The sequence below is a fragment of the Streptomyces sp. WG7 genome, assembly GCF_049975785.1.
Classification (GTDB): domain Bacteria; phylum Actinomycetota; class Actinomycetes; order Streptomycetales; family Streptomycetaceae; genus Streptomyces.
In genome coordinates this window covers 146,019-163,161 of record NZ_JBNGGE010000010.1, presented here as the reverse complement: position 1 = coordinate 163,161, position 17,143 = coordinate 146,019, and the positions used below count along the sequence as shown (strand labels likewise).

Annotated in this window: 17 protein-coding genes; 10 read left to right on the top strand and 7 right to left on the bottom strand. The window is 74.1% G+C overall.

The annotated features are described in order from the left end of the window. Positions 1-127: 127 nt before the first annotated feature. Together ACP4J0_RS13835 and ACP4J0_RS13830 are read left to right on the top strand one after the other, a co-directional pair. Positions 128-973 carry an SAM-dependent methyltransferase gene (locus tag ACP4J0_RS13835; protein WP_426598955.1) on the top strand — a complete coding sequence of 282 codons (846 nt, stop codon included), beginning with the start codon at positions 128-130 and terminating at the stop codon, positions 971-973. A 97-nt stretch (positions 974-1,070) separates the two neighbouring features. Beyond that, positions 1,071-1,319 carry a chorismate mutase gene (locus tag ACP4J0_RS13830; protein WP_426598954.1) on the top strand — a complete coding sequence of 83 codons (249 nt, stop codon included), beginning with the start codon at positions 1,071-1,073 and terminating at the stop codon, positions 1,317-1,319. Positions 1,320-1,403: 84 nt separating this feature from the next. On the opposite strand, the gene ACP4J0_RS13825 is transcribed toward ACP4J0_RS13830, so the two are convergent. Then, complete coding sequence (locus tag ACP4J0_RS13825) at positions 1,404-2,081, bottom strand: uracil-DNA glycosylase (RefSeq protein ID WP_426598953.1); 678 nt, start codon at positions 2,079-2,081, stop codon at positions 1,404-1,406. Positions 2,082-2,393: 312 nt separating this feature from the next. Here ACP4J0_RS13825 and ACP4J0_RS13820 point away from each other — a divergent pair, with 312 nt between their 5' ends. After that, on the top strand, positions 2,394-3,404 hold the full coding sequence (locus ACP4J0_RS13820) for an N-acetylglucosamine kinase (protein ID WP_426598992.1): 1,011 nt from the start codon (positions 2,394-2,396) through the stop codon (positions 3,402-3,404). A gap of 115 nt (positions 3,405-3,519) precedes the next feature. Continuing rightward, a complete protein-coding gene (locus ACP4J0_RS13815) occupies positions 3,520-4,443 on the top strand; it encodes a sirohydrochlorin chelatase (RefSeq protein WP_426598952.1) in 924 nt (307 codons plus the stop codon). Positions 4,444-4,700: 257 nt separating this feature from the next. On the opposite strand, the gene ACP4J0_RS13810 is transcribed toward ACP4J0_RS13815, so the two are convergent. Next, positions 4,701-5,735 (bottom strand): lactonase family protein, encoded by a 1,035-nt coding sequence (locus ACP4J0_RS13810; RefSeq protein ID WP_426598951.1) that lies wholly within the window; start codon positions 5,733-5,735, stop codon positions 4,701-4,703. 138 nt (positions 5,736-5,873) lie between these two features. Then, complete coding sequence (locus ACP4J0_RS13805; protein WP_426598950.1) at positions 5,874-7,364, bottom strand: FUSC family protein; 1,491 nt, start codon at positions 7,362-7,364, stop codon at positions 5,874-5,876. 216 nt (positions 7,365-7,580) lie between these two features. Between ACP4J0_RS13805 and ACP4J0_RS13800 the strand changes: the two genes are divergently transcribed. The 4 genes from ACP4J0_RS13800 (at position 7,581) to ACP4J0_RS13785 (ending at position 12,545) form a co-directional block, all read left to right on the top strand. Beyond that, positions 7,581-8,057, top strand: a complete 477-nt coding sequence (locus ACP4J0_RS13800) for an Lrp/AsnC family transcriptional regulator (protein ID WP_398132421.1) — start codon at positions 7,581-7,583, stop codon at positions 8,055-8,057. A 28-nt stretch (positions 8,058-8,085) separates the two neighbouring features. Beyond that, positions 8,086-8,781: an HAD family hydrolase gene (locus ACP4J0_RS13795; protein WP_426598949.1), complete on the top strand. Its 696-nt coding sequence runs from the start codon at positions 8,086-8,088 to the stop codon at positions 8,779-8,781. A 102-nt stretch (positions 8,782-8,883) separates the two neighbouring features. Then, positions 8,884-11,712, top strand: coding sequence for a beta-L-arabinofuranosidase domain-containing protein (locus tag ACP4J0_RS13790; RefSeq protein ID WP_426598948.1), 2,829 nt, complete (start codon positions 8,884-8,886; stop codon positions 11,710-11,712). A gap of 92 nt (positions 11,713-11,804) precedes the next feature. After that, the gene (locus ACP4J0_RS13785; protein WP_426598947.1) at positions 11,805-12,545 is read left to right on the top strand and encodes a DUF4142 domain-containing protein; all 741 of its coding nucleotides are present in this window, start codon (positions 11,805-11,807) and stop codon (positions 12,543-12,545) included. A 20-nt stretch (positions 12,546-12,565) separates the two neighbouring features. On the opposite strand, the gene ACP4J0_RS13780 is transcribed toward ACP4J0_RS13785, so the two are convergent. After that, the gene (locus ACP4J0_RS13780; RefSeq protein WP_426598946.1) at positions 12,566-13,381 is read right to left on the bottom strand and encodes a LysR substrate-binding domain-containing protein; all 816 of its coding nucleotides are present in this window, start codon (positions 13,379-13,381) and stop codon (positions 12,566-12,568) included. A 110-nt stretch (positions 13,382-13,491) separates the two neighbouring features. Between ACP4J0_RS13780 and ACP4J0_RS13775 the strand changes: the two genes are divergently transcribed. Further along, entirely contained in the window at positions 13,492-13,899 is a 408-nt protein-coding gene (locus ACP4J0_RS13775) for a DUF5997 family protein (RefSeq protein WP_426598945.1), read from the top strand. Between the two features lie 3 nt (positions 13,900-13,902). Here ACP4J0_RS13775 and ACP4J0_RS13770 read toward each other — a convergent pair whose 3' ends face one another. The 3 genes from ACP4J0_RS13770 to ACP4J0_RS13760 all read right to left on the bottom strand — a co-directional run bounded on the left by ACP4J0_RS13770 (position 13,903) and on the right by ACP4J0_RS13760 (position 16,119). Beyond that, positions 13,903-14,406, bottom strand: coding sequence for a DUF1360 domain-containing protein (locus ACP4J0_RS13770; RefSeq protein WP_426598944.1), 504 nt, complete (start codon positions 14,404-14,406; stop codon positions 13,903-13,905). Positions 14,407-14,488: 82 nt separating this feature from the next. Next, positions 14,489-14,875 carry a DUF2267 domain-containing protein gene (locus tag ACP4J0_RS13765; RefSeq protein WP_426598943.1) on the bottom strand — a complete coding sequence of 129 codons (387 nt, stop codon included), beginning with the start codon at positions 14,873-14,875 and terminating at the stop codon, positions 14,489-14,491. Between the two features lie 74 nt (positions 14,876-14,949). Further along, positions 14,950-16,119: an MGDG synthase family glycosyltransferase gene (locus ACP4J0_RS13760; protein WP_426598942.1), complete on the bottom strand. Its 1,170-nt coding sequence runs from the start codon at positions 16,117-16,119 to the stop codon at positions 14,950-14,952. Between the two features lie 164 nt (positions 16,120-16,283). On the opposite strand from ACP4J0_RS13760, the gene ACP4J0_RS13755 reads away from it, so the two are divergent. Continuing rightward, positions 16,284-17,138, top strand: coding sequence for an SDR family NAD(P)-dependent oxidoreductase (locus ACP4J0_RS13755; RefSeq protein ID WP_426598941.1), 855 nt, complete (start codon positions 16,284-16,286; stop codon positions 17,136-17,138). Positions 17,139-17,143 lie beyond the last annotated feature (5 nt).

Below are 17,143 nucleotides of genomic sequence, written 5' to 3'. Positions count from 1 at the left end.
CAGCCGGAAGCCTCGGCTTCGGCCGGCTCACGCCCGGGACCGTGGCGCCTCGGCCACCAGCATATGGAAACCATAATCGTTCCCAACTAGGTTTACATGAAAATGATTACCAATTAAGCTGCTCGGCATGGTGGATGTCGACGAGGCAATGCTGACGACGTATCTGAAGACCAACCGGGCGTTCATGGCGCCGGTCGTCGAGCAGGCCGTCGGCCTGCTCGGCCTGGAAGGCCGGCGCCGCGTCCTCGACGTGGGCACGGGCGCGGGGGGCGGTCTGGTCGCTCTCGCCCGTGCCGCCGGCGGCCGGGCCCGCGTCCTGGGCGTGGACCGCAACGAGGGCGCGCTCGCGCTGGCCCGCGAGCACGCGAAGGAGGCGGGCGTCCTCGACCAGGTGCACACCGAGACCGCGGACCTGGACGACGTTGCCGCAAGAGCCTTGGGGGACAACCGTTTCGACGCGATCTGGGCGAGCGACGTCATCTGGCCGGGGAACGTCGAGGACCCCGCGGCGGCAGTCGCGCGGCTGGCCGGGGCGCTGTCGGCGGACGGCGTGCTCGCGCTCTTCACGAGCAACTACTACAGCTCGACGTTCCTTCCCGGTCACACCCGCCTGGAGCGGCGGCTGCTCACCGCTTCGGAGCTGAACTGGGGGATTCCCGCCGACGGTCCGGACCACTACGCGCGGCACGTGCACTGGATGACCGCGGCCGGCCTGCGGGACGTGCGGCTGCACGTCCTTCCCCGGGTCGGCTTCCCCGCGGACGCCGACCCGACGGTCCGTCCCTATCTGGAGAAGGTCGTGTGGCCCGAACTGCTGGCCGCCGCCCGGGCACGGGGGGAGGACGCGGGGATGAGCAAGGAGGACATCGCACGGTGCGAGGCCCTGCTGACCCCCGGACATCCTCAGTACGTGGTCGACGAACCGGGCTACTACCTGGTTCATCCCACTCTGCTGGTGACCGGACGCCGCTGATCCCCCCGGCGTCACCCCTACCCCTCACTGGGCACGCCTTCCGCCGCCGTGGCGAAGCGGCCGCCCTCATCGACCTCGCACGGGAAGGCACTCGCACATGCCCAGGGCCATGGACGGCGTCGCCGACGGCCTGCACGCACATGTCGTGGAGTTGGACGCGGCCATCATCGAACTGGTCCGCCGGCGTACCGAGATCTGTGCCCAGCTGGCGGCCCGGCGCCGGGCCGCCGGAGTACCGGCGATCGAACTCGCCCGGGAGAACGCGGTCCTGCGGCGATACGGCGAGGCACTCGGGCGCCCCGGCGTTCCCCTGGCGATGTGCCTGACGGAGCTGGGGCGACGGTAGTTCCGGTGTGCGCCGCGCGCGTCCCGGGCAAGGCGTGCGCGGCGCCGGCCACCGGCAGGGCTCGGAACCTCTGAAGGGCGGGAGCTACGGAAGTCGCCAGTCCACCGGCTGAGCACCCTGCCGGACCAGCAGGTCGTTGGCCCTGCTGAACGGACGGGAGCCGAAGAACCCGCGGTCCGCCGACATCGGCGACGGGTGGGCGGACTCGACCGCCGGGAGGTCCCCGAGCAGTGGCCGCAGATTACGCGCGTCACGGCCCCACAGGATGGACACCAGCGGCGTGCCGCGGGCCACCAGCGCTCGGATCGCCTGCTCGGTGACCTCTTCCCAGCCCTTGCCGCGGTGCGCGGCGGGCTTGCGCGGCGCCGTCGTCAACGCCCTGTTGAGCAGCAGCACCCCCTGCTCGGTCCACGGTGTCAGGTCTCCGCTGGACGGCCGGGACAGTCCCAGGTCCGTATGCAGTTCCCGGAAGATGTTCTCCAGGCTGCCCGGCAGGGAACGCACCTCGGGCGCCACCGCGAAGCTCAGCCCGATCGCCATCCCCGGGGTGGGATAGGGGTCCTGACCGACGATCAGGACGCGGACGTCGTCGAACGGCTGCTGGAAGGCCCGCAGGACGTTGGCCCCCGACGGCAGGTACGTCCGTCCGGCCGCTACCTCCGCCCGCAGGAAGTCTCCCATCGCGGCGATGCGTCCAGCCGCAGGTTCCAGAGCCTTCGCCCAGCCTGCTTCAACAAGTTCATGCAAGGGTCGTGGTGCCACGGCGCGTCACTCTACTGGCAGACAACCGGTCCCCGCACAAGCACCGGGGCCCCTCCCCCGAGGACGCCGCCCTCGGCGCTACTCTTCCTCTCACGTCGAGGTCGTCGAGCCGGTCCGGCGGACCGCGGCATCGCCGCAGTCGGTCACCGGTCACCGGGAGGCGGGGAGTCTGTTGGATCCAGTGGCCGAGCCGCTCCGCCGGGGTCATCACGCCCTGCCGGCCCGTCGTCGCCGATACCCGGCCCCCAAAAGCCCCGCCCACGCGATGAGGCCGTGCCTCGTCGCGTGGGGCCGTGACCACCGGTGCCTGCCGTGACCGGCGGCTTCCTGGCCGTGGACTCCGGCGGTTCGGGGCTGCGCGTCGTCGTCGGTGCGGCGGGAGGCGACGGACGCGGCCCGGACGGGCTCGGGCGGCGTGCGTCGCGGGAACCGGTCCGCACCGGTGCGCGCGGCATCGATCCCGGGCATCTGCTCGCGCAGCTGCTGCCGATGGCCAGGGAGCTGACCGCCGAGACCGGTGTGACCCGGCTCGGCACGGTCGTCGTCGGGGCCGCCGGACTGGCCACCCTGGGCGACGCCCTGCGCGCCGAGCTGCCGGGCGCGCTGGCCCGCGAGCTGGGCGTGCGGACGGTCGCCCTGGTCGCCGACGCCGTCACCGCCTACGTCGGCGCCCTCGGGCCCCGGCCCGGAGCCGTGGTCGCCGCGGGCACCGGTCTGATCGCGACCGGCACCGACCTGATCCGCTGGCGCCGGGCGGACGGCTGGGGCCATCTGCTGGGCGACTGCGGCGGGGGCGCCTGGATCGGGCGGGCCGGCCTGGAGGCGGCGCTGCGGGCCCACGACGGGCGACCGGGCGGCTCGGCCCTGCTGCTCGCCCGGGCCGAGGAGCGTTTCGGCCCGGTGGCGGAGCTGCCCGGGCAGCTGTATCCGCGTACGGACCGTCCCGCCGTCCTCGCCTCCTTCGCTCCCGAGGTGGTCGCCTGCGCGGCCGGCGACCCCGTCGCCGCGGACGTCCTGCGGGCCGCCGCGCGGCACCTGGCCGACTCGGCCGCCGCGGTGTGCCCGTCCGGCGGCGAGCCCCGCCTCGCGGTCACCGGTGGCCTGCTGAAGATGGGCGACCCCCTCGTCGTACCGCTGGAGGAGGAGCTGGCGAAGCGGCTGCCGCACGCACGACGGACGACCGCCGAGGGTGATCCACTGCACGGTTCGGTGCGGATCGCGACCGACCTGGCGGCCGGCTCGCTCGTCCTTCCGAGCGACGACAAACTGCTGTGGGTGACGACTGTGCCGGGCGGCCGGCAATTCGGTCCGCCGGCGAGGTGAATAGTGCCGATGTCGGCCGATCCGTACATCACTCATCAGACAAAACCGGACGGATACCGCTCACCTGCACCCTCCCCGAACAGGGAAACCCAGGAAACCAGTAACATGCGGCGCCATGAGCTCCCCCACTGGGCCCGCGTCCGGCCTGCCAGTACGAATGCCGCGCCCCCGCCAGCCCGGACGGCACCGCCGTCCCGAACCCCTGGTGGCTCCCGAGGGCGCGCCGGCGCTCGTCCTCGCGGTGCCGGGGACGCCCAGTAGCGCCACCCGAGGCCTCGCGGACGAGGTCATCAGCATCGCCCGGTCCGAGCTGCCCGGCCTCGACGCCCGGATCGGCCACCTCGACGGGGACGACGAGGAGTTCCCCTCCCTGTCGACCGTCCTCGTGCGGGCCGCCGAGGAGCGCACCGCCCGCTACGAGCAGGCGCGCGCCGCCGGCCTGGAGGTGAAGGAGCCCGAGGGCCCCGTCGCCGTCGTCGTACCGCTGCTGGCCGGCCCGGACGGCGCGCTGCTGCGCCGGATCCGGCAGGCCGTCATGGACAGCCGGATCGCGGCCGAGCTGACCGACGTGCTCGGCCCGCACCCGCTGCTGGCGGAGGCGCTGCACGTGCGGCTCTCCGAGGCCGGCCTGGCCCGTGCCGACCGTGCCCGGCTGTTCACCGTGGCGACCGCCGCGGACGGCATCATCCTGGCCTCCGTCGGCGGGGACGAGGCCGTCCAGGCGGCCGGGATCACCGGCATGCTGCTCGCCGCGCGCCTCGCCGTGCCGGTGATGGCGGCGGCGCTGGACGAGGAGGGCTCGATCGCGTCCGTGGCCGAGCAGCTGCGTTCCTCGGGCTCGCAGCAGCTGGCGCTCGCGCCGTACCTGATCGGCCCGGAGATCGAGGCGTCCCTGCTGGCGGAGGCGGCCGAGGAGGTGGGCTGCTCCACCGCCGAGCCGCTCGGCCCGTACCCGGCGATCGGCAAGCTGGCACTGGCCAAGTACACGACCGCGCTCGGCATCTCGCCGCAGCAGCCGCAGGGCGCACCGGTCCGCTGACCCACGGGCGCCCACCCGCGCCCCGTATGCCCGGCCGAAAGGGCCCGCTCACGTACCGGAGCGGGCCCTTCGCCGTGCCGTACGGCCGCCGGGGGCGGCCGGCGCAGCCACGCGGGTCCGCGCCGTGCGCCCATGGGCGGGGCACCGGCCTGTCCGGGGCACAGCCCTGGTCGTGCCGTACGGGTGGACGCGGGTGAGCCGTGCGGCACGTGCACGGGCCGCACGGCGCGGGGCGCGACGGCGGACCGCCGCCCCGGTCAGCCGAAGACGACGCAGGACGCCGCCGGTACCGCGAGGGAGCCGGCGCGCCGGGGTACGCCGGTCTCCGGGTCGAGCGCGAACCAGGTCACGTCTCCGGAACGTTCGTTGGCCGCGTACAGGAAGCCGTCCGACTCGGCGATCTCCCGCGGCCAGTGCCCGCCGCAGGGCACGGTCCCGAACAGCCGCAGCCCGTCCGGCTCCACGACGAACACGGACAGGACGTCCTCGCCGCGGGTCGCCGTCCACACGAAGCGGCCGTCGGGCGAGACGACGACGCCGGACGGGTAGGCGTCGCCGGACGGGGCCCCGGGCAGCACCGGCACCTCGGCGAGGGGCTGCAGTACGCCGTCGGCGGCGTCCCAGCGGCAGACGGTGACGGTGGGCGCCAGTTCGTTGACCACGTAGGCGCGGGAGCCGTCCGGATGGAAGGCGAGGTGGCGCGGGCCCGAGCCGGGGCGCAGCGCGATCTCCCGGTGCACGGCGAGGGAGCCGTCCGTCAGGGTGCAGACCCGCACCGAGTCGGTGCCGAGGTCCACGCTGACGGCCCACCGCCCGCTCGGGTCGGGCCGCACCTGGTGGGCGTGCGGCCCCTGCTGGCGCTGGGCGTGCGGGCCCGATCCGGTGTGCCGCAGGACGCCGGACGCGGACCGGGCGAGGCCGCCGTCGGGACGCAGGGGTACGGCGGTGACGCTGCCGGAGCCGTAGTTGGCGGTCAGCACGTGCCCGGCGTACAGACTGAGGTGGGTCGGCCCGTCGCCCCCCACGGGCACCGGCCGCCCGACGGGCTCGGGTTTGTCCCCCGTCACCCGGAGGGCGGCCACCGCGCCCTCGGCCGTCTCGCTGACGGCGTAGAGCATGTCCCCGCCGGCGGCCAGGGCCAGGTAGGAGGGGTCGGGTACGCGGTCGGTGCCGCTGAGGACCGTGAGCGCGCCACTGCCGGGTGCGACGGCCGCCGTCACGATGCCGGGGCCGCCGGCCGCCGTGAACGACCCGATGAACGCCCGCCGCTGCCGCCTGCCGCCGTCTGCCACCGCTGCTCCCTCTCGTCCCGCGCCGTTCCGCGCCGTCCCGCGCCTCGTCGAGTGCCGACTGATTCGTCTGCCCCGGGGCGACGGTAGCAGTCGGTCAGTTGCGGTCCAGACCAAACGGGTGGCGCGGGGCCGGAGGGCTCAGGCTCCGACGAGCGGCGAGCCGGAGGGGGTGCGCAGGGGCGCGGCGAGGTCGGCCAGGGCGCGTTCCAGGCCGTGGAGGTGGGCCAACGCGGGCTCGGCGGCGCGCGGGCCGTCCTCGTGCGCGGGGACGGCGCCACCGCCGGTGAGTGCCTCGACCGCGCTCTCGACACGCCAGCAGGCTGCCGCCAGCCGGGCGTCGTGCGAGGCCTCCGGATCGGCCGCGACGGCGACCAGGCCGCGGATCTCCCGGGCGCAGTCGTCGAGCAGGGCGAGTACGCGGCGGGCGCGTCGCTTGCGGCCGTACATCGGGTTCAGCGGGTGCACGAGCGGGGCGACCGACAGCCGCACCCGGCCCAGCAGCTGCTCCAGCTCGGCCACGCGCGGCGCCGGGTCCGCGCCCTCGTTCCCGGCGAGGCGGGCGGCCGCCTCGCCGGTGCAGGCGTGGACGCAGCGCAGGGCGCGCTGGATCCAGGCGTCGGTGACGGCGTGCGTGGTGACGGGCAGGACGAAGAGCACGGCGAGGGCGGCGCCGAGCGCCCCCACTCCGGTCTCGGCGAGCCGCAGGGCGAGCAGGCCCGGGCTGAGGAAGTCCAGGAGGCCGTAGAGCAGCTCGGCGAGCAGCGTCACGCAGAGCATCATCCAGGTGTAGGACACCGCGGCGGAGTAGAAGATGCCGAAGACGCAGGCCGCGGCGAGGACGGCCGTGGGCAGCGCGGATCCGGCCAGCGGGAAGGCGATCAGGAAGCCGAGGCCGATGCCGACGACGGTGCCGAGGACCCGGCGGAAGCCGCGGACCAGGGTCTCGCCGCGCGAGGTGGTGTTGACGAACACCCACCAGGTGGCGCCGACGGCCCAGTACCAGCGCTCCTCGGACACGAGCTGGCCCACGACCAGGGCGAAGCCGGCGCCCGCGGTGGCCTGGACGGCCTGGCGGGTGGTGATGCGGGCGAGTCCGGTGGCGGCGGGCGGCGCGGGCACGGCGGGCGGGGGCAGGCGGCGCTCGTAGCACCACAGGCCGAAGCGCACCGCCGCGGCGGCGGCCACGGACAGCAGGACGGCGGCGTACATCTCGGGGAGCCGGTCCGTGGTCGCGTGCAGGAACTGGGCGATGAAGAAGGTCATGAAGGCGAACACGCCGAGGCTGTGTCCGCGCGGGCCCCAGCGGCGCGCGTACACGCCCGCGCCGACGACGGCGAGGAAGGTGAGGTCCCTGGCCACGGGGTGGTCGTGCAGCGCGGCCGCCGCGGTCAGCACGGGCAGTCCGGCCACCGGCAGCAGCGCGGTGGTGACCGCCTGCCCCCGCACGGTGGCGTCGGTGACGGTGAACAGCGCGAGCAGCGCGGCGAGCCCGCCGATGACGGCGCCCACCAGAGACGTACCGGCCAGGCCGCACACGACGACGGCCAGCCCGATGCCGAGCACGCCCCGCGCGGCGAACCGCAACCGCGACCGTCCCGGGTCCGGGCTCACGAACACCCTCTTCAGCACTGATTACCGCCCCCTCACGTACTGGCGCCCACCGGCCCGAAGCCACTGGCATGAAAAAGGCGCCGCGGGATCCGCAGCGCCATCGACCCTTCTATAGGAGCATCTCCGGCACCAGTGGCTCAACAGGCTCGTTCGGAAGTGCGCCATTGGTACAGTTCTCACGGCATGCCTACGGCCATCGAAGAGCCAATGGCCGACGAGGGGACCCGGACACCCATGGCCGTCGACGAACTCGACACCCGCATCCTGCGGCTGCTGCTGGAGCAGCCGCGCACCAGCGTGCGGGAGTACGCCCGCCTCCTCGGGATCGCCCGCGGCACGCTCCAGGCCCGGCTCGACCGCCTGGAGCGGGACGGCGTGATCACCGGGACGGCACCGTCCCTCTCCCCCGCCGCGCTGGGCCACCCGGTGCTCGCGTTCGTGCACATCGAGGTCACCCAGGGCCACCTGGACGAGGTGGGCGAGGCGCTGGCGGCCGTACCGGAGATCGTGGAGGCCTTCTCCATCACGGGTGGCGGCGACCTGCTCACCCGGGTCGTGGCCCGCGACAACGCACACCTGGAGGACGTGGTCCAGAAGCTGATCAGTCTGCCGGGAGTGGTCCGCACCCGCAGCGAGGTGGCGCTGCGCGAGCGCGTCCCGCACCGGCTGCTGCCCCTGGTCGAGTCGATCGGACGTACGGCGCGGAAGTGACCGCCGGGTCCTTGGCATCCTGTACCCCATGAGCACTCTCGGCGGCATCTCGGTCATCTTCGATCTCGACGGAACGCTCGTGGACAGCGAGCCGAACTACTACGAGGCGGGCCGGCAGACCCTCGCCGAGTTCGGCGTACCCGACTTCACGTGGACCGACCACGAGGGATACGTGGGCATCAGCACCCAGGAGACGGTCGCCGACTGGAAGCGGCGGTACGGCCTGCGCGCCCCCGTGGAGGAACTGCTCGCCGTCAAGAACCGCCACTATCTGGAGCTGGCCCGCACGTCCGCGCGCGCCTACCCGGAGATGCGGAAGTTCGTCGAGCTGCTGGCGGACGAGGGCGTGCCGCTGGCGGTGGCGTCGGGTTCGTCGCCCGAGGCCATCGCGGCGATCCTGTCCCGTACCGGGCTGGACGCGCAGCTGCGCACGGTCGTCTCGGCCGACGAGGTCGCGCGGGGCAAGCCCGCACCGGACGTCTTCCTGGAGGCGGCGCGGCGGCTCGGGGCGGCCCCGGCCGACTGCGTGGTCCTGGAGGACGCCGTTCCCGGAGCCGCCGCCGCGCACGCGGCCGGAATGCGCTGCATCGCGATCCCGTACGTCGCGGCACAGGCCGACGCGCCGGAGTTCGCCGCCGCCGGTCTGCTGGTGCGCGGTGGCCAGGGCGAGTTCACCGCGCGGGCGGCGTACGACTGGCTCGTACGGACGGCACGGCCGGCCTGACCGTACTCGTCAGTACCGTTGACGCTCCCGTACCCCTTGCCTATCTTCTGGGCGATCTTTCGAACGGCATTCGATATTTCGAACCGAAGAAACGAGGAGCACATGGCAGCGCCCCTCTCCCGGCGGACCCTTCTGCTGGCCACGGCGATCGCCGCGGGAACGCCCGCGGTCTCGTACGCGGCGGGCGGCCGGCCCGGCGCGGCGCCGCGGGCGCCGGCCGCGCTCGCCGGCCCCGCGGCACCGGCGGCCTGGTCCGTACGGCCGTTCGGACTTCAGGACGTGACGCTCGGCCGGGGCGTCTTCGCCGACAAGCGGCGGCTGATGCTGGACCACGCCCGCGGCTACGACGTGAACCGGCTGCTCCAGGTCTTCCGCGCCAACGCCGGTCTCCCCACCCTCGGCGCCGTCGCCCCCGGCGGCTGGGAGGGACTGGACGGCGAGGCCAACGGCAACCTCCGCGGTCACTACACCGGCCACTTCCTGACCGTGCTGTCCCAGGCGTACCGCAGCACCGGGGAGCGGGTCTTCGCCGAACGGATCGACACCATGGTCGGCGCGCTGACCGAGGTGCGCGAGGCCCTGCGGCACGATCCCGCCGTACTGAGCACGGACGGACGGTTCGGCGCCGCGGCGGAGAACGTGCGCGGCTCCCACCAGTACGTCGTCCTCCCCGCCGGTGTCCTCGGCGACACCCCGGCGATCACGCTGGCCGCCTGGGTGAAGCCCACCCACGACGGCGACTGGGCCCGTGTCCTCGACTTCGGCGACGACACCCACCGCTACCTCTACCTCGCCGCCCGCAACGCCGACGGCGTGCCGCGCTTCGCCATCACCGGCAGCGGTGCCGCGGGCGAGCAGGGCCTCGACGGCACGGCCGCACTGCCCCTGGACGAGTGGAGCCACCTGGCCGTGACCCTCGCGGACGGCACCGGCACCCTCTACGTCGACGGCGTCGCCGTGGCCCGGAACACGGCGATGACCGTGACCCCGGCGGTGCTCGGCCCGCTCGCCCACCACTGGCTCGGCCGCTCGCACTACCCCGCCGACCCCGTCTTCGCGGGCGCCTTCGAGGAGTTCAACGTCTGGTCGCGCGCCCTGAGCGCCGCCGAGATCGGCGCGTTGCGGGACAGCCGGGCCGCCGACACCCCGGCGGGCCGGGGCGACCTGGCGTCGTACGCCTTCGACGAGACCGGCGGCGGGTCGTTCGCGGACGCCTCCGGCCGGGGTCTGACGGCCACGCTCCGCCGCACCTGGGGCGGGCCCAGCCATCCCGGCTTCCTCGCCGCGTACCCGGAGACGCAGTTCATCCAGCTGGAGTCGATGACCGGCAGTGACTACACCAAGGTCTGGGCGCCGTACTACACGGCGCACAAGATCCTCAAGGGTCTGCTGGACGCCCACCTCGCCACCGGCGACGACCGGGCGCTGGACCTCGCGTCGGGCTTGTGCGACTGGATGTACGCGCGGTTGTCCGCGCTGCCCGCGGCCACCCTGCAGCGGATGTGGGGCATCTTCTCCAGCGGGGAGTTCGGCGGCATCGTCGAGGCGATCTGCGACCTGCACGCGGTCACCGGTGAGGCGGACCACCTCGCGCTGGCCAGGCTGTTCGACCTCGACCGGCTGATCGACGCCTGCGCCGCCAACACCGACGTCCTCGACGGCCTGCACGCCAACCAGCACATACCGATCTTCACCGGCCTGGTGCGGCTGTACGACGAGACGGGCGAGGAGCGCTACCTCACCGCCGCGAAGAACTTCTGGCGCATGGTCGTACCGCACCGCATGTACGCCATCGGCGGCACCAGCACCGGCGAGTTCTGGAAGGCGCGGGACGTGATCGCGGGCACCATCGGTGCCACCACGGCCGAGACCTGCTGCGCGTACAACCTGCTCAAGCTGAGCCGGACGCTGTTCTTCCACGACCAGGACCCGGCGTACATGGACTACTACGAGCGGGCCCTGTACAACCAGGTGCTCGGCTCCAAGCAGGACAAGCCGGACGCGGAGAAGCCGCTCGTCACCTACTTCATCGGGCTGACACCCGGCCATGTGCGCGACTACACGCCCAAGCAGGGCACGACCTGCTGCGAGGGCACCGGGATGGAGAGCGCCACCAAGTACCAGGACTCCGTGTACTTCGCCGCGGCCGACGGCAGCGCCCTGTACGTCAACCTCTACAGCCGGTCCACGCTCACCTGGGCCGAGCGGGGCGTCACCGTCACCCAGACCACGGACTACCCCGAGGAGCAGGGCAGCACGCTCACCATCGGCGGCGCCGACGCCTCCTTCGCGCTGCGGCTGCGGGTGCCCTCCTGGGCCACCGCGGGGTTCCGGGTCACCGTGAACGGCCGTGCCGTACCGGGGACTCCGGCCCCGGGCAGCTACTTCACCGTGTCGCGGACCTGGCGCCGGGGCGACACGGTGCGGATCCGTGTGCCCTTCCGGCTGCGGGTGGAGAAGGCAGTCGACGACCCGTCGTTGCAGGCCCTGTTCTACGGCCCGGTCAACCTGGTCGGCCGCAATCCGTCCACGGACCTCCTGGAGTGCGGGCTGTACCGCGACGCGGGTCTCTCCGGGGACCTGCTGCCCACGCTCACCCCCGTGTCCGGCAAGCCGCTCCACTACACGCTGGACGGCACCGAGTGGGCCCCGTTCGCCGAGGGGACCGAGGACCCGACGCACGCCTGGTTCCGGCGCGCGGAACCCCGGGTGGTCCTCGGCGGCACCGACTCGGGCGTCGCCAACCCGGCGAAGGACGACGGCACCACGCTGCTCGACGAGATCTGGGCGGCGGCGCCGTTCCGCGGCAAGGGCGCGCTGCTGGCACACGTGCGGTCCACGGTGGACGCGTGGGTGGGGGCCGGGCTGCTCGGGGCCGACGACGGCGAGCGGGTGCTGCGGACCGCGCGGAGGGCGTCGTACGCGGACTGACGGCGGCGAGTTTTTACCCGCGGAAGTGATCGGTTCGCGGCCCGCGTCCGTACCTCCTGGTGTCCGAGCCCGTCCTCGCCCCAGGAGGCACGATGCGCATCACGCGCACCACGGCAGGGACCGCCTTCGTGGCCGGTGCCCTGGTCCTCACCCTCACCGCGCTCGCCTACCCGGCCGTGCTCGGAGTGCGGAACACGGCCGGCAGCCAGGACCGTGTCATCACCAACACGGTGTTCGGGCCGCTCACCGAGGCCGACCGGGACTTCGTGGTGAAGGTCCGTGCCGCCGGGCTGTGGGAACACCCGCTGGGGCTCATGGCCATCGAGCGGGGGACGACGCCGGAGATGAAGGAGGCCGGCGAGCACCTGGTCGTCGGGCACGCCCGGCTCGACGCGACCTGCCGCAGGATCGCGCCCGAGCTGGGCATCACCCTGCCCAACCAGGCGTCCCCGCAGCAGCAGCAGTTCGTGACCACCGTGGACGGGACCACGGGCAGGCAGTTCGACACCACCGCGGTCAACATCATGCGCATCACGCACGGCCAGATCTTCCCGGCCATCGCCGAGATCCGCGCCAACACCAGGAACAGCCTGGTGCGGCAACTGGCCGACCAGGCCAACGACACCGTGCTCGACCACATCACCGTGCTGGAGAAGACCGGCCTGGTCAACTTCGACCAGGTCAACTTCCAGCAGTCGGCCCCGCCGAACCTGCCCGGGGTTCAGCTCACGCCGCCGGCGCCGCAGCAGGGTGAGCCGGTGCTCTCCCTCACCGCACCACCCGGACTGGAGGTCGACACCTCGGCGCCGACCCCCGGTCCGACGGTCCGCTGACCCGGGAGGCGGCTGCCGCGTCAACCGCGGCGGGGCTTGCCGCGCCTGCCGCCCTTGGGGCCGCCGCCCTTGCCGCCGGTCCTGGTGCCGCCCTTGCTTCCGCCCCTGGCCCCGCTCCTGGTGCTGCCGCCGGCGCCGCGACGATCGCCGCCGGCCTGCTTCCCGGCCGCCGGTTTGCGCCGCGCGGACGCCGTTTCGGTGCGCTCGCCCTTCGCCGGAGCGGCCTGCCGGCCACGGGTGCTGTTGACGGTCCGGCCCCGGACGATGCCGATGAAGTCCTCCACCCGGTCCGTGTGCGCGTCCTCGGGCCAGGACAGCGCCACGCTCGACTCGGGGGCGTCCGTGACCGTCCGGTACGTGAGGTCCTTGCGGTGGTGCAGGCGCGCCAGCGACAGGGGCACGAGCAGCACCCCGATCCCGGCGGCCACCAGCTCGACGGCGTCCGCCGTGGTGGCCGGACGCTCGAGTGCGGGCCGGCCCGGCGGCCGCTCCCAGCCGAGGACGTCGTCCAGGGGGTGCAGCACGATCTCGTCGGCCAGGTCCTCGACGGTCACCTCGTCGGCCGCGGTGACGACGTGGTCCTTGGGGACCACCACGACCGTGGTCTCGGTGTAGAGCGGGATCGCGCTGAGGGCGGTGCGGTCCACGGGCAGCCGCACCAGCCCGGCGTCGGCGTCGCCGCGCAGCAGCGAGCCCCCCGCCTCGGCGGCGGTGACCTGGGTCAGGGACAGCGGGACGCCGGGCAGCCGCTCTTTCCAGATGCGCACCCATTTGTCGGGCGTCACCCCCGGAACGTACGCGAGCCGGAACGCGGGGGGTTCTTCCGAGCCTGTCACCCGGCCAGGTTACCGGGCGTGGTCGGCGACGGCGGCCACCGGGCACGGCCGGCGGCCTCGGTCACCGGGCGTGGTCGGCGGTCGCTCGGACGCTCGATACCCTTGACACCATGACGTCGCACCAGAACACCCAGACCATGAAGCCCGCGACCGCGGCGAAGAAGCTGGGTGTGTACCTCGAGGCCACACCCGCCGAGTTCCGGGAGGGCGTCGTCACGCGCGCCGAGCTGAACACGCTCCAGGCCGACCCGCCCGAGTGGCTGCGGGACCTGCGGCGCGACGGTCCGCACCCGCGGCCGGTGGTGGCCGCCAAGCTCGGTGTCTCCATCGCGGGACTGCACCGGGGCGGAGTCACGGAGCCGCTCACCACGGAGCAGATCGAGGCGCTCAAGCAGGAGCGCCCCGAGTGGCTGGAGCGGGAGCAGGCCGTCCAGGCCGACGTCCGCAAGGAGGCGGCCCGGGTGAAGAAGCTGCACGCCGAGCGCGCGGAGCGGGCCGCACGCGCGGAGCGCGACTGACGCTCACCCCTCGGCCTTCTGCTCCGTCACGCTCCACGCGTACTGCAGCCAGTCCGACAGCACTACGGCGCTCAGGCCCGCGCACAGCAGCCTCGCGGCCCGGGGAGCGACGGCGTAGGTGCCGACGAGCCCTCCGGCCACCCAGGCCGAGGTGCAGAACGGGCAGGACACCAGGTCGCCGACGGCGCGGCGCAGGCCGCTGCCGCGCGGGGCGTCCATCACCTCGTCCGCGTCGCTGTCACGCTCGCGGCGGGTGAACGGAGCCCGCAGGAAGCTGGTGACCTTGTCCTTGGTCAGCAGCCGGGACGCCTTGAACGTCGCCGTCCCCAGCAGGGCCACGTCCCAGGGCGGGACGGTGTCGGGCAGTCGCAGCCCCCGCCGCCGCGCGGTCACGGCGAACACCGCGACTGTGGCCGCGAACGTCGTCGTGAGCGCCGCGTATCCCCCGAGGGGGGTCTCGTCGTCTTCGCCGTAGCCTTCGCCGGGGCGCTGCTCGCCGTCCGTCATGGATACCTCCTGTGCGGGGCCGCTTCTTCGCCGGGGCCGGGTGCCCGTTTCCTCCCGTCTCCCACATGTGCGCGAGCCGCGGTCAGTACGGTGCCGGTCCGCCGAAGAGGTCCGCGCAGTCCGGGGAGAGGCCGGCCAGGAGATGGTCGACCCGTTCGCCGGGCACCGCCTCGGTGAGGGTGGAGAGCACGGCACCCGCGTCCCATTCCGCGGTGCGCGGCCGGGCGCCGGTCTGCTGCGCCACGCGCCGCAGGAACTCCTCGCGGCCGAAGGACTCGGGACGCCCGCGTTCCAGGCGCAGCACGTCGTCCAGGGGCGCCGGCAGGTCCGAGGCCAGACCCGCGGCCTCCTCCGGGTCGATGCGGGACGCGATCACCCAGAGGACGGCCGTACTGACCTGCTCGGCCTCCTCCTTGCTGTGGTACTCGCCGCGGTCGCGGACCAGGGTCAGGAATTCGTCGAGCCGCACGGCGCCGCCTCCTTCCGCCGGTTCTCGCTCCGGGCCCGGGTGCCCTCCGCCCGGGCCGGGAAACGGGCGTGGTCTCACCTGCGTGCCCGCCGGGCGTCGGCGACGGAGGCCACCCGGGTCATGGCGTCCTCCCTGAACAGGGCGTGTCCCGCGGCGATCCGCTCCCGCCGGGCCGGCCCCGGGGCGGTGAGCCGCCGCAGTGCGCCGAGCAGCGCGGTCTCGTCCTCGGCGACGTCCGACACGCCGAGCGCGGCCATCCGCCGGACACCGTCCGCGCCGTGGCCGGGTATCGGGCGGTACCCCACGACCGGCAGTCCGGCGGCGAGCGCCTGTACGGCGGTCTGGCCGGCGGCGTTGTCGACCAGGGCGCGGGCGGCGTGCATCAGGCCGGGCATGTCCGTCACCCAGCCCAGCGCGAGTACGCCGGGTGTGCCGGACAGTTCGCGGCGCAGCCGTTCGTTGTCCCCGCAGAGCGCGACCGGGAGGAGGCCGTGGTCCGTGAGGAGCCGGACGGTGGCGTTCAGGCGCGAGCCCACTCCCCAGGCGCCGGCGGACAGCACCACGGCGGGCCGCCCGGGGCCGAGACGGTCGAACAGCCCCCGCCACCCGGCCGCTCCGGGGGCGTCGGGAGACTCGGCGAAGAACTCCGGGGCCACGACCGGACCGCACGTCCACGCGGAGGTACCGGTGCTCTCCCGCACCTCACGCGCCGCGTCCTCCGTGAGGCACAGGCAGTGGTCGTTGCCGGGGTGGAGCCACTGGCGGTGGACGGCGAAGTCGATCACGAGGACGACACTGGGCACGGACAGCCGGCCCCGGGCCCGGAGGTGACCGGTGAGCTGGGCGCCGAGGTGGAAGACGGGTACGACCACGTCCGCGCCGGTGCGCTCGGCCAGCTCGCGCAGCCGGCCGCCGGCGAGCCGGGCCAGGGGCGTGGCGCCGGGGCGGTGCCCGGCGCCGGGGCGCAGGAAGAGGCGGTACAGGGCGGCGTAGGCCCAGGGGAAGTGGCGTACCGACCCGCGGTAGAAGTGCCGCAGCGCACCGCCCAGACCGCACGGGAGCAGCGCGAGGACGTCGACGACGAAGGCGTCGTCACCGCGTTCCCGGGCCCGGCGGACCAGTTCGTCGGCGACCGTGTCGTGCCCGGCGCCCATGCTCGCGCTGACCACCAGCAGCCGTCTGCCGTCCCGTGGGGCGTACGGGCCGGCCGGGCGGCGGGGCGCTGATGAGCTGCGAGGATGCACGGCGGTCCAAGTTGCCCGGCCGTCACATTCCAAACCACCACACAAGCGGGCGTTTCGGGCGCCGTATCAGGGATACTCCGTGACCGCCCGTCCGGCCGGACGCCGGAGCCCGACCACCTGGTCGGTCGCCTCCCCGGTGTCCGCCCCGAGTCAAGGTGGTGCCCATGGTCCATGCCTTCTCCCGCCCCCGCTCCGCTCCGGGGCCGCAGGTCGTCGCGCCCGACGCGGACCACGCCAGGCCCCGCCGGGAGCCCGTCGGTGACCGGGGCCCGCGGACGCGCACGGCGCTCGTGACGGGGGCGTCCTCCGGCATCGGCGCGGCCGTGGCCCGCCGGCTGAGCGACGAGGGCGGCTGGCGGCTGGTGCTCAGCGGGCGTGACCCGGCCCGGCTGCGCGAGGTCGCCGAGGAGGCGTCGGCCACCGCCTTCGCCGCGGACCTCACGCTGCCCGGCGCCGACCGGCAGCTCGCCGACTTCGCGCGGTCCACGGTCGGGCCGGTGGATCTGCTGGTGGCGGGTGCCGGGGTCGGCTGGGCCGGGGAGTTCCTGGACATGCCGCCGCACACCATCGACGAACTGTTCGACATCAACGTGCTGGCCACGCTGCGGCTGGTGCGGCTGGTGCTGCCGGGCATGGTCGAGGCGGGGTCGGGGCGGGTGGTGCTCGTCGGCTCGCTGGCGGGCAGCGTGGCGGTGCGCGAGGAGGCCGTGTACTCCGCCGCCAAGGCCGCGGTCGGCGCCTTCGCGGACGCCCTGCGCTACGAGCTGCGGGGCACGGGCGTGGGCGTCACGCACGTGGTGCCCGGTGTCGTCGACACACCGTTCTTCGAGCGCCGCGGCGCTCCCTACCTCCGGTCCAGGCCGCGTCCGGTGCCCGCCGAGCGCGTGGCCGAAGCGGTACGGGTCGCGGTGGTGCGGGGACGGGACGAGGTCTACGTCCCCGGCTGGCTGCGACTGCCGTGCCGGGTACGGGGCGCGGCTCCGGGGCTGTACCGGCGGCTGGCGGCGCGGTTCGGATGAACTCC

Bases quoted from the DNA above. Each gene is read 5' to 3' on its own strand.
- ACP4J0_RS13795 (WP_426598949.1), top strand. From the start codon at position 8,086: ATGAGCACTCTCGGCGGCATCTCGGTCATCTTCGATCTCGACGGAACG.
- ACP4J0_RS13775 (WP_426598945.1), top strand. From the start codon at position 13,492: ATGACGTCGCACCAGAACACCCAGACCATGAAGCCCGCGACCGCGGCG.
- ACP4J0_RS13790 (WP_426598948.1), top strand. From the start codon at position 8,884: ATGGCAGCGCCCCTCTCCCGGCGGACCCTTCTGCTGGCCACGGCGATC.
- ACP4J0_RS13835 (WP_426598955.1), top strand. From the start codon at position 128: ATGGTGGATGTCGACGAGGCAATGCTGACGACGTATCTGAAGACCAAC.
- ACP4J0_RS13815 (WP_426598952.1), top strand. From the start codon at position 3,520: ATGAGCTCCCCCACTGGGCCCGCGTCCGGCCTGCCAGTACGAATGCCG.
- ACP4J0_RS13770 (WP_426598944.1), bottom strand. From the start codon at position 14,406: ATGACGGACGGCGAGCAGCGCCCCGGCGAAGGCTACGGCGAAGACGAC.
- ACP4J0_RS13755 (WP_426598941.1), top strand. From the start codon at position 16,284: ATGGTCCATGCCTTCTCCCGCCCCCGCTCCGCTCCGGGGCCGCAGGTC.
- ACP4J0_RS13785 (WP_426598947.1), top strand. From the start codon at position 11,805: ATGCGCATCACGCGCACCACGGCAGGGACCGCCTTCGTGGCCGGTGCC.
- ACP4J0_RS13800 (WP_398132421.1), top strand. From the start codon at position 7,581: ATGGCCGTCGACGAACTCGACACCCGCATCCTGCGGCTGCTGCTGGAG.
- ACP4J0_RS13830 (WP_426598954.1), top strand. From the start codon at position 1,071: ATGCCCAGGGCCATGGACGGCGTCGCCGACGGCCTGCACGCACATGTC.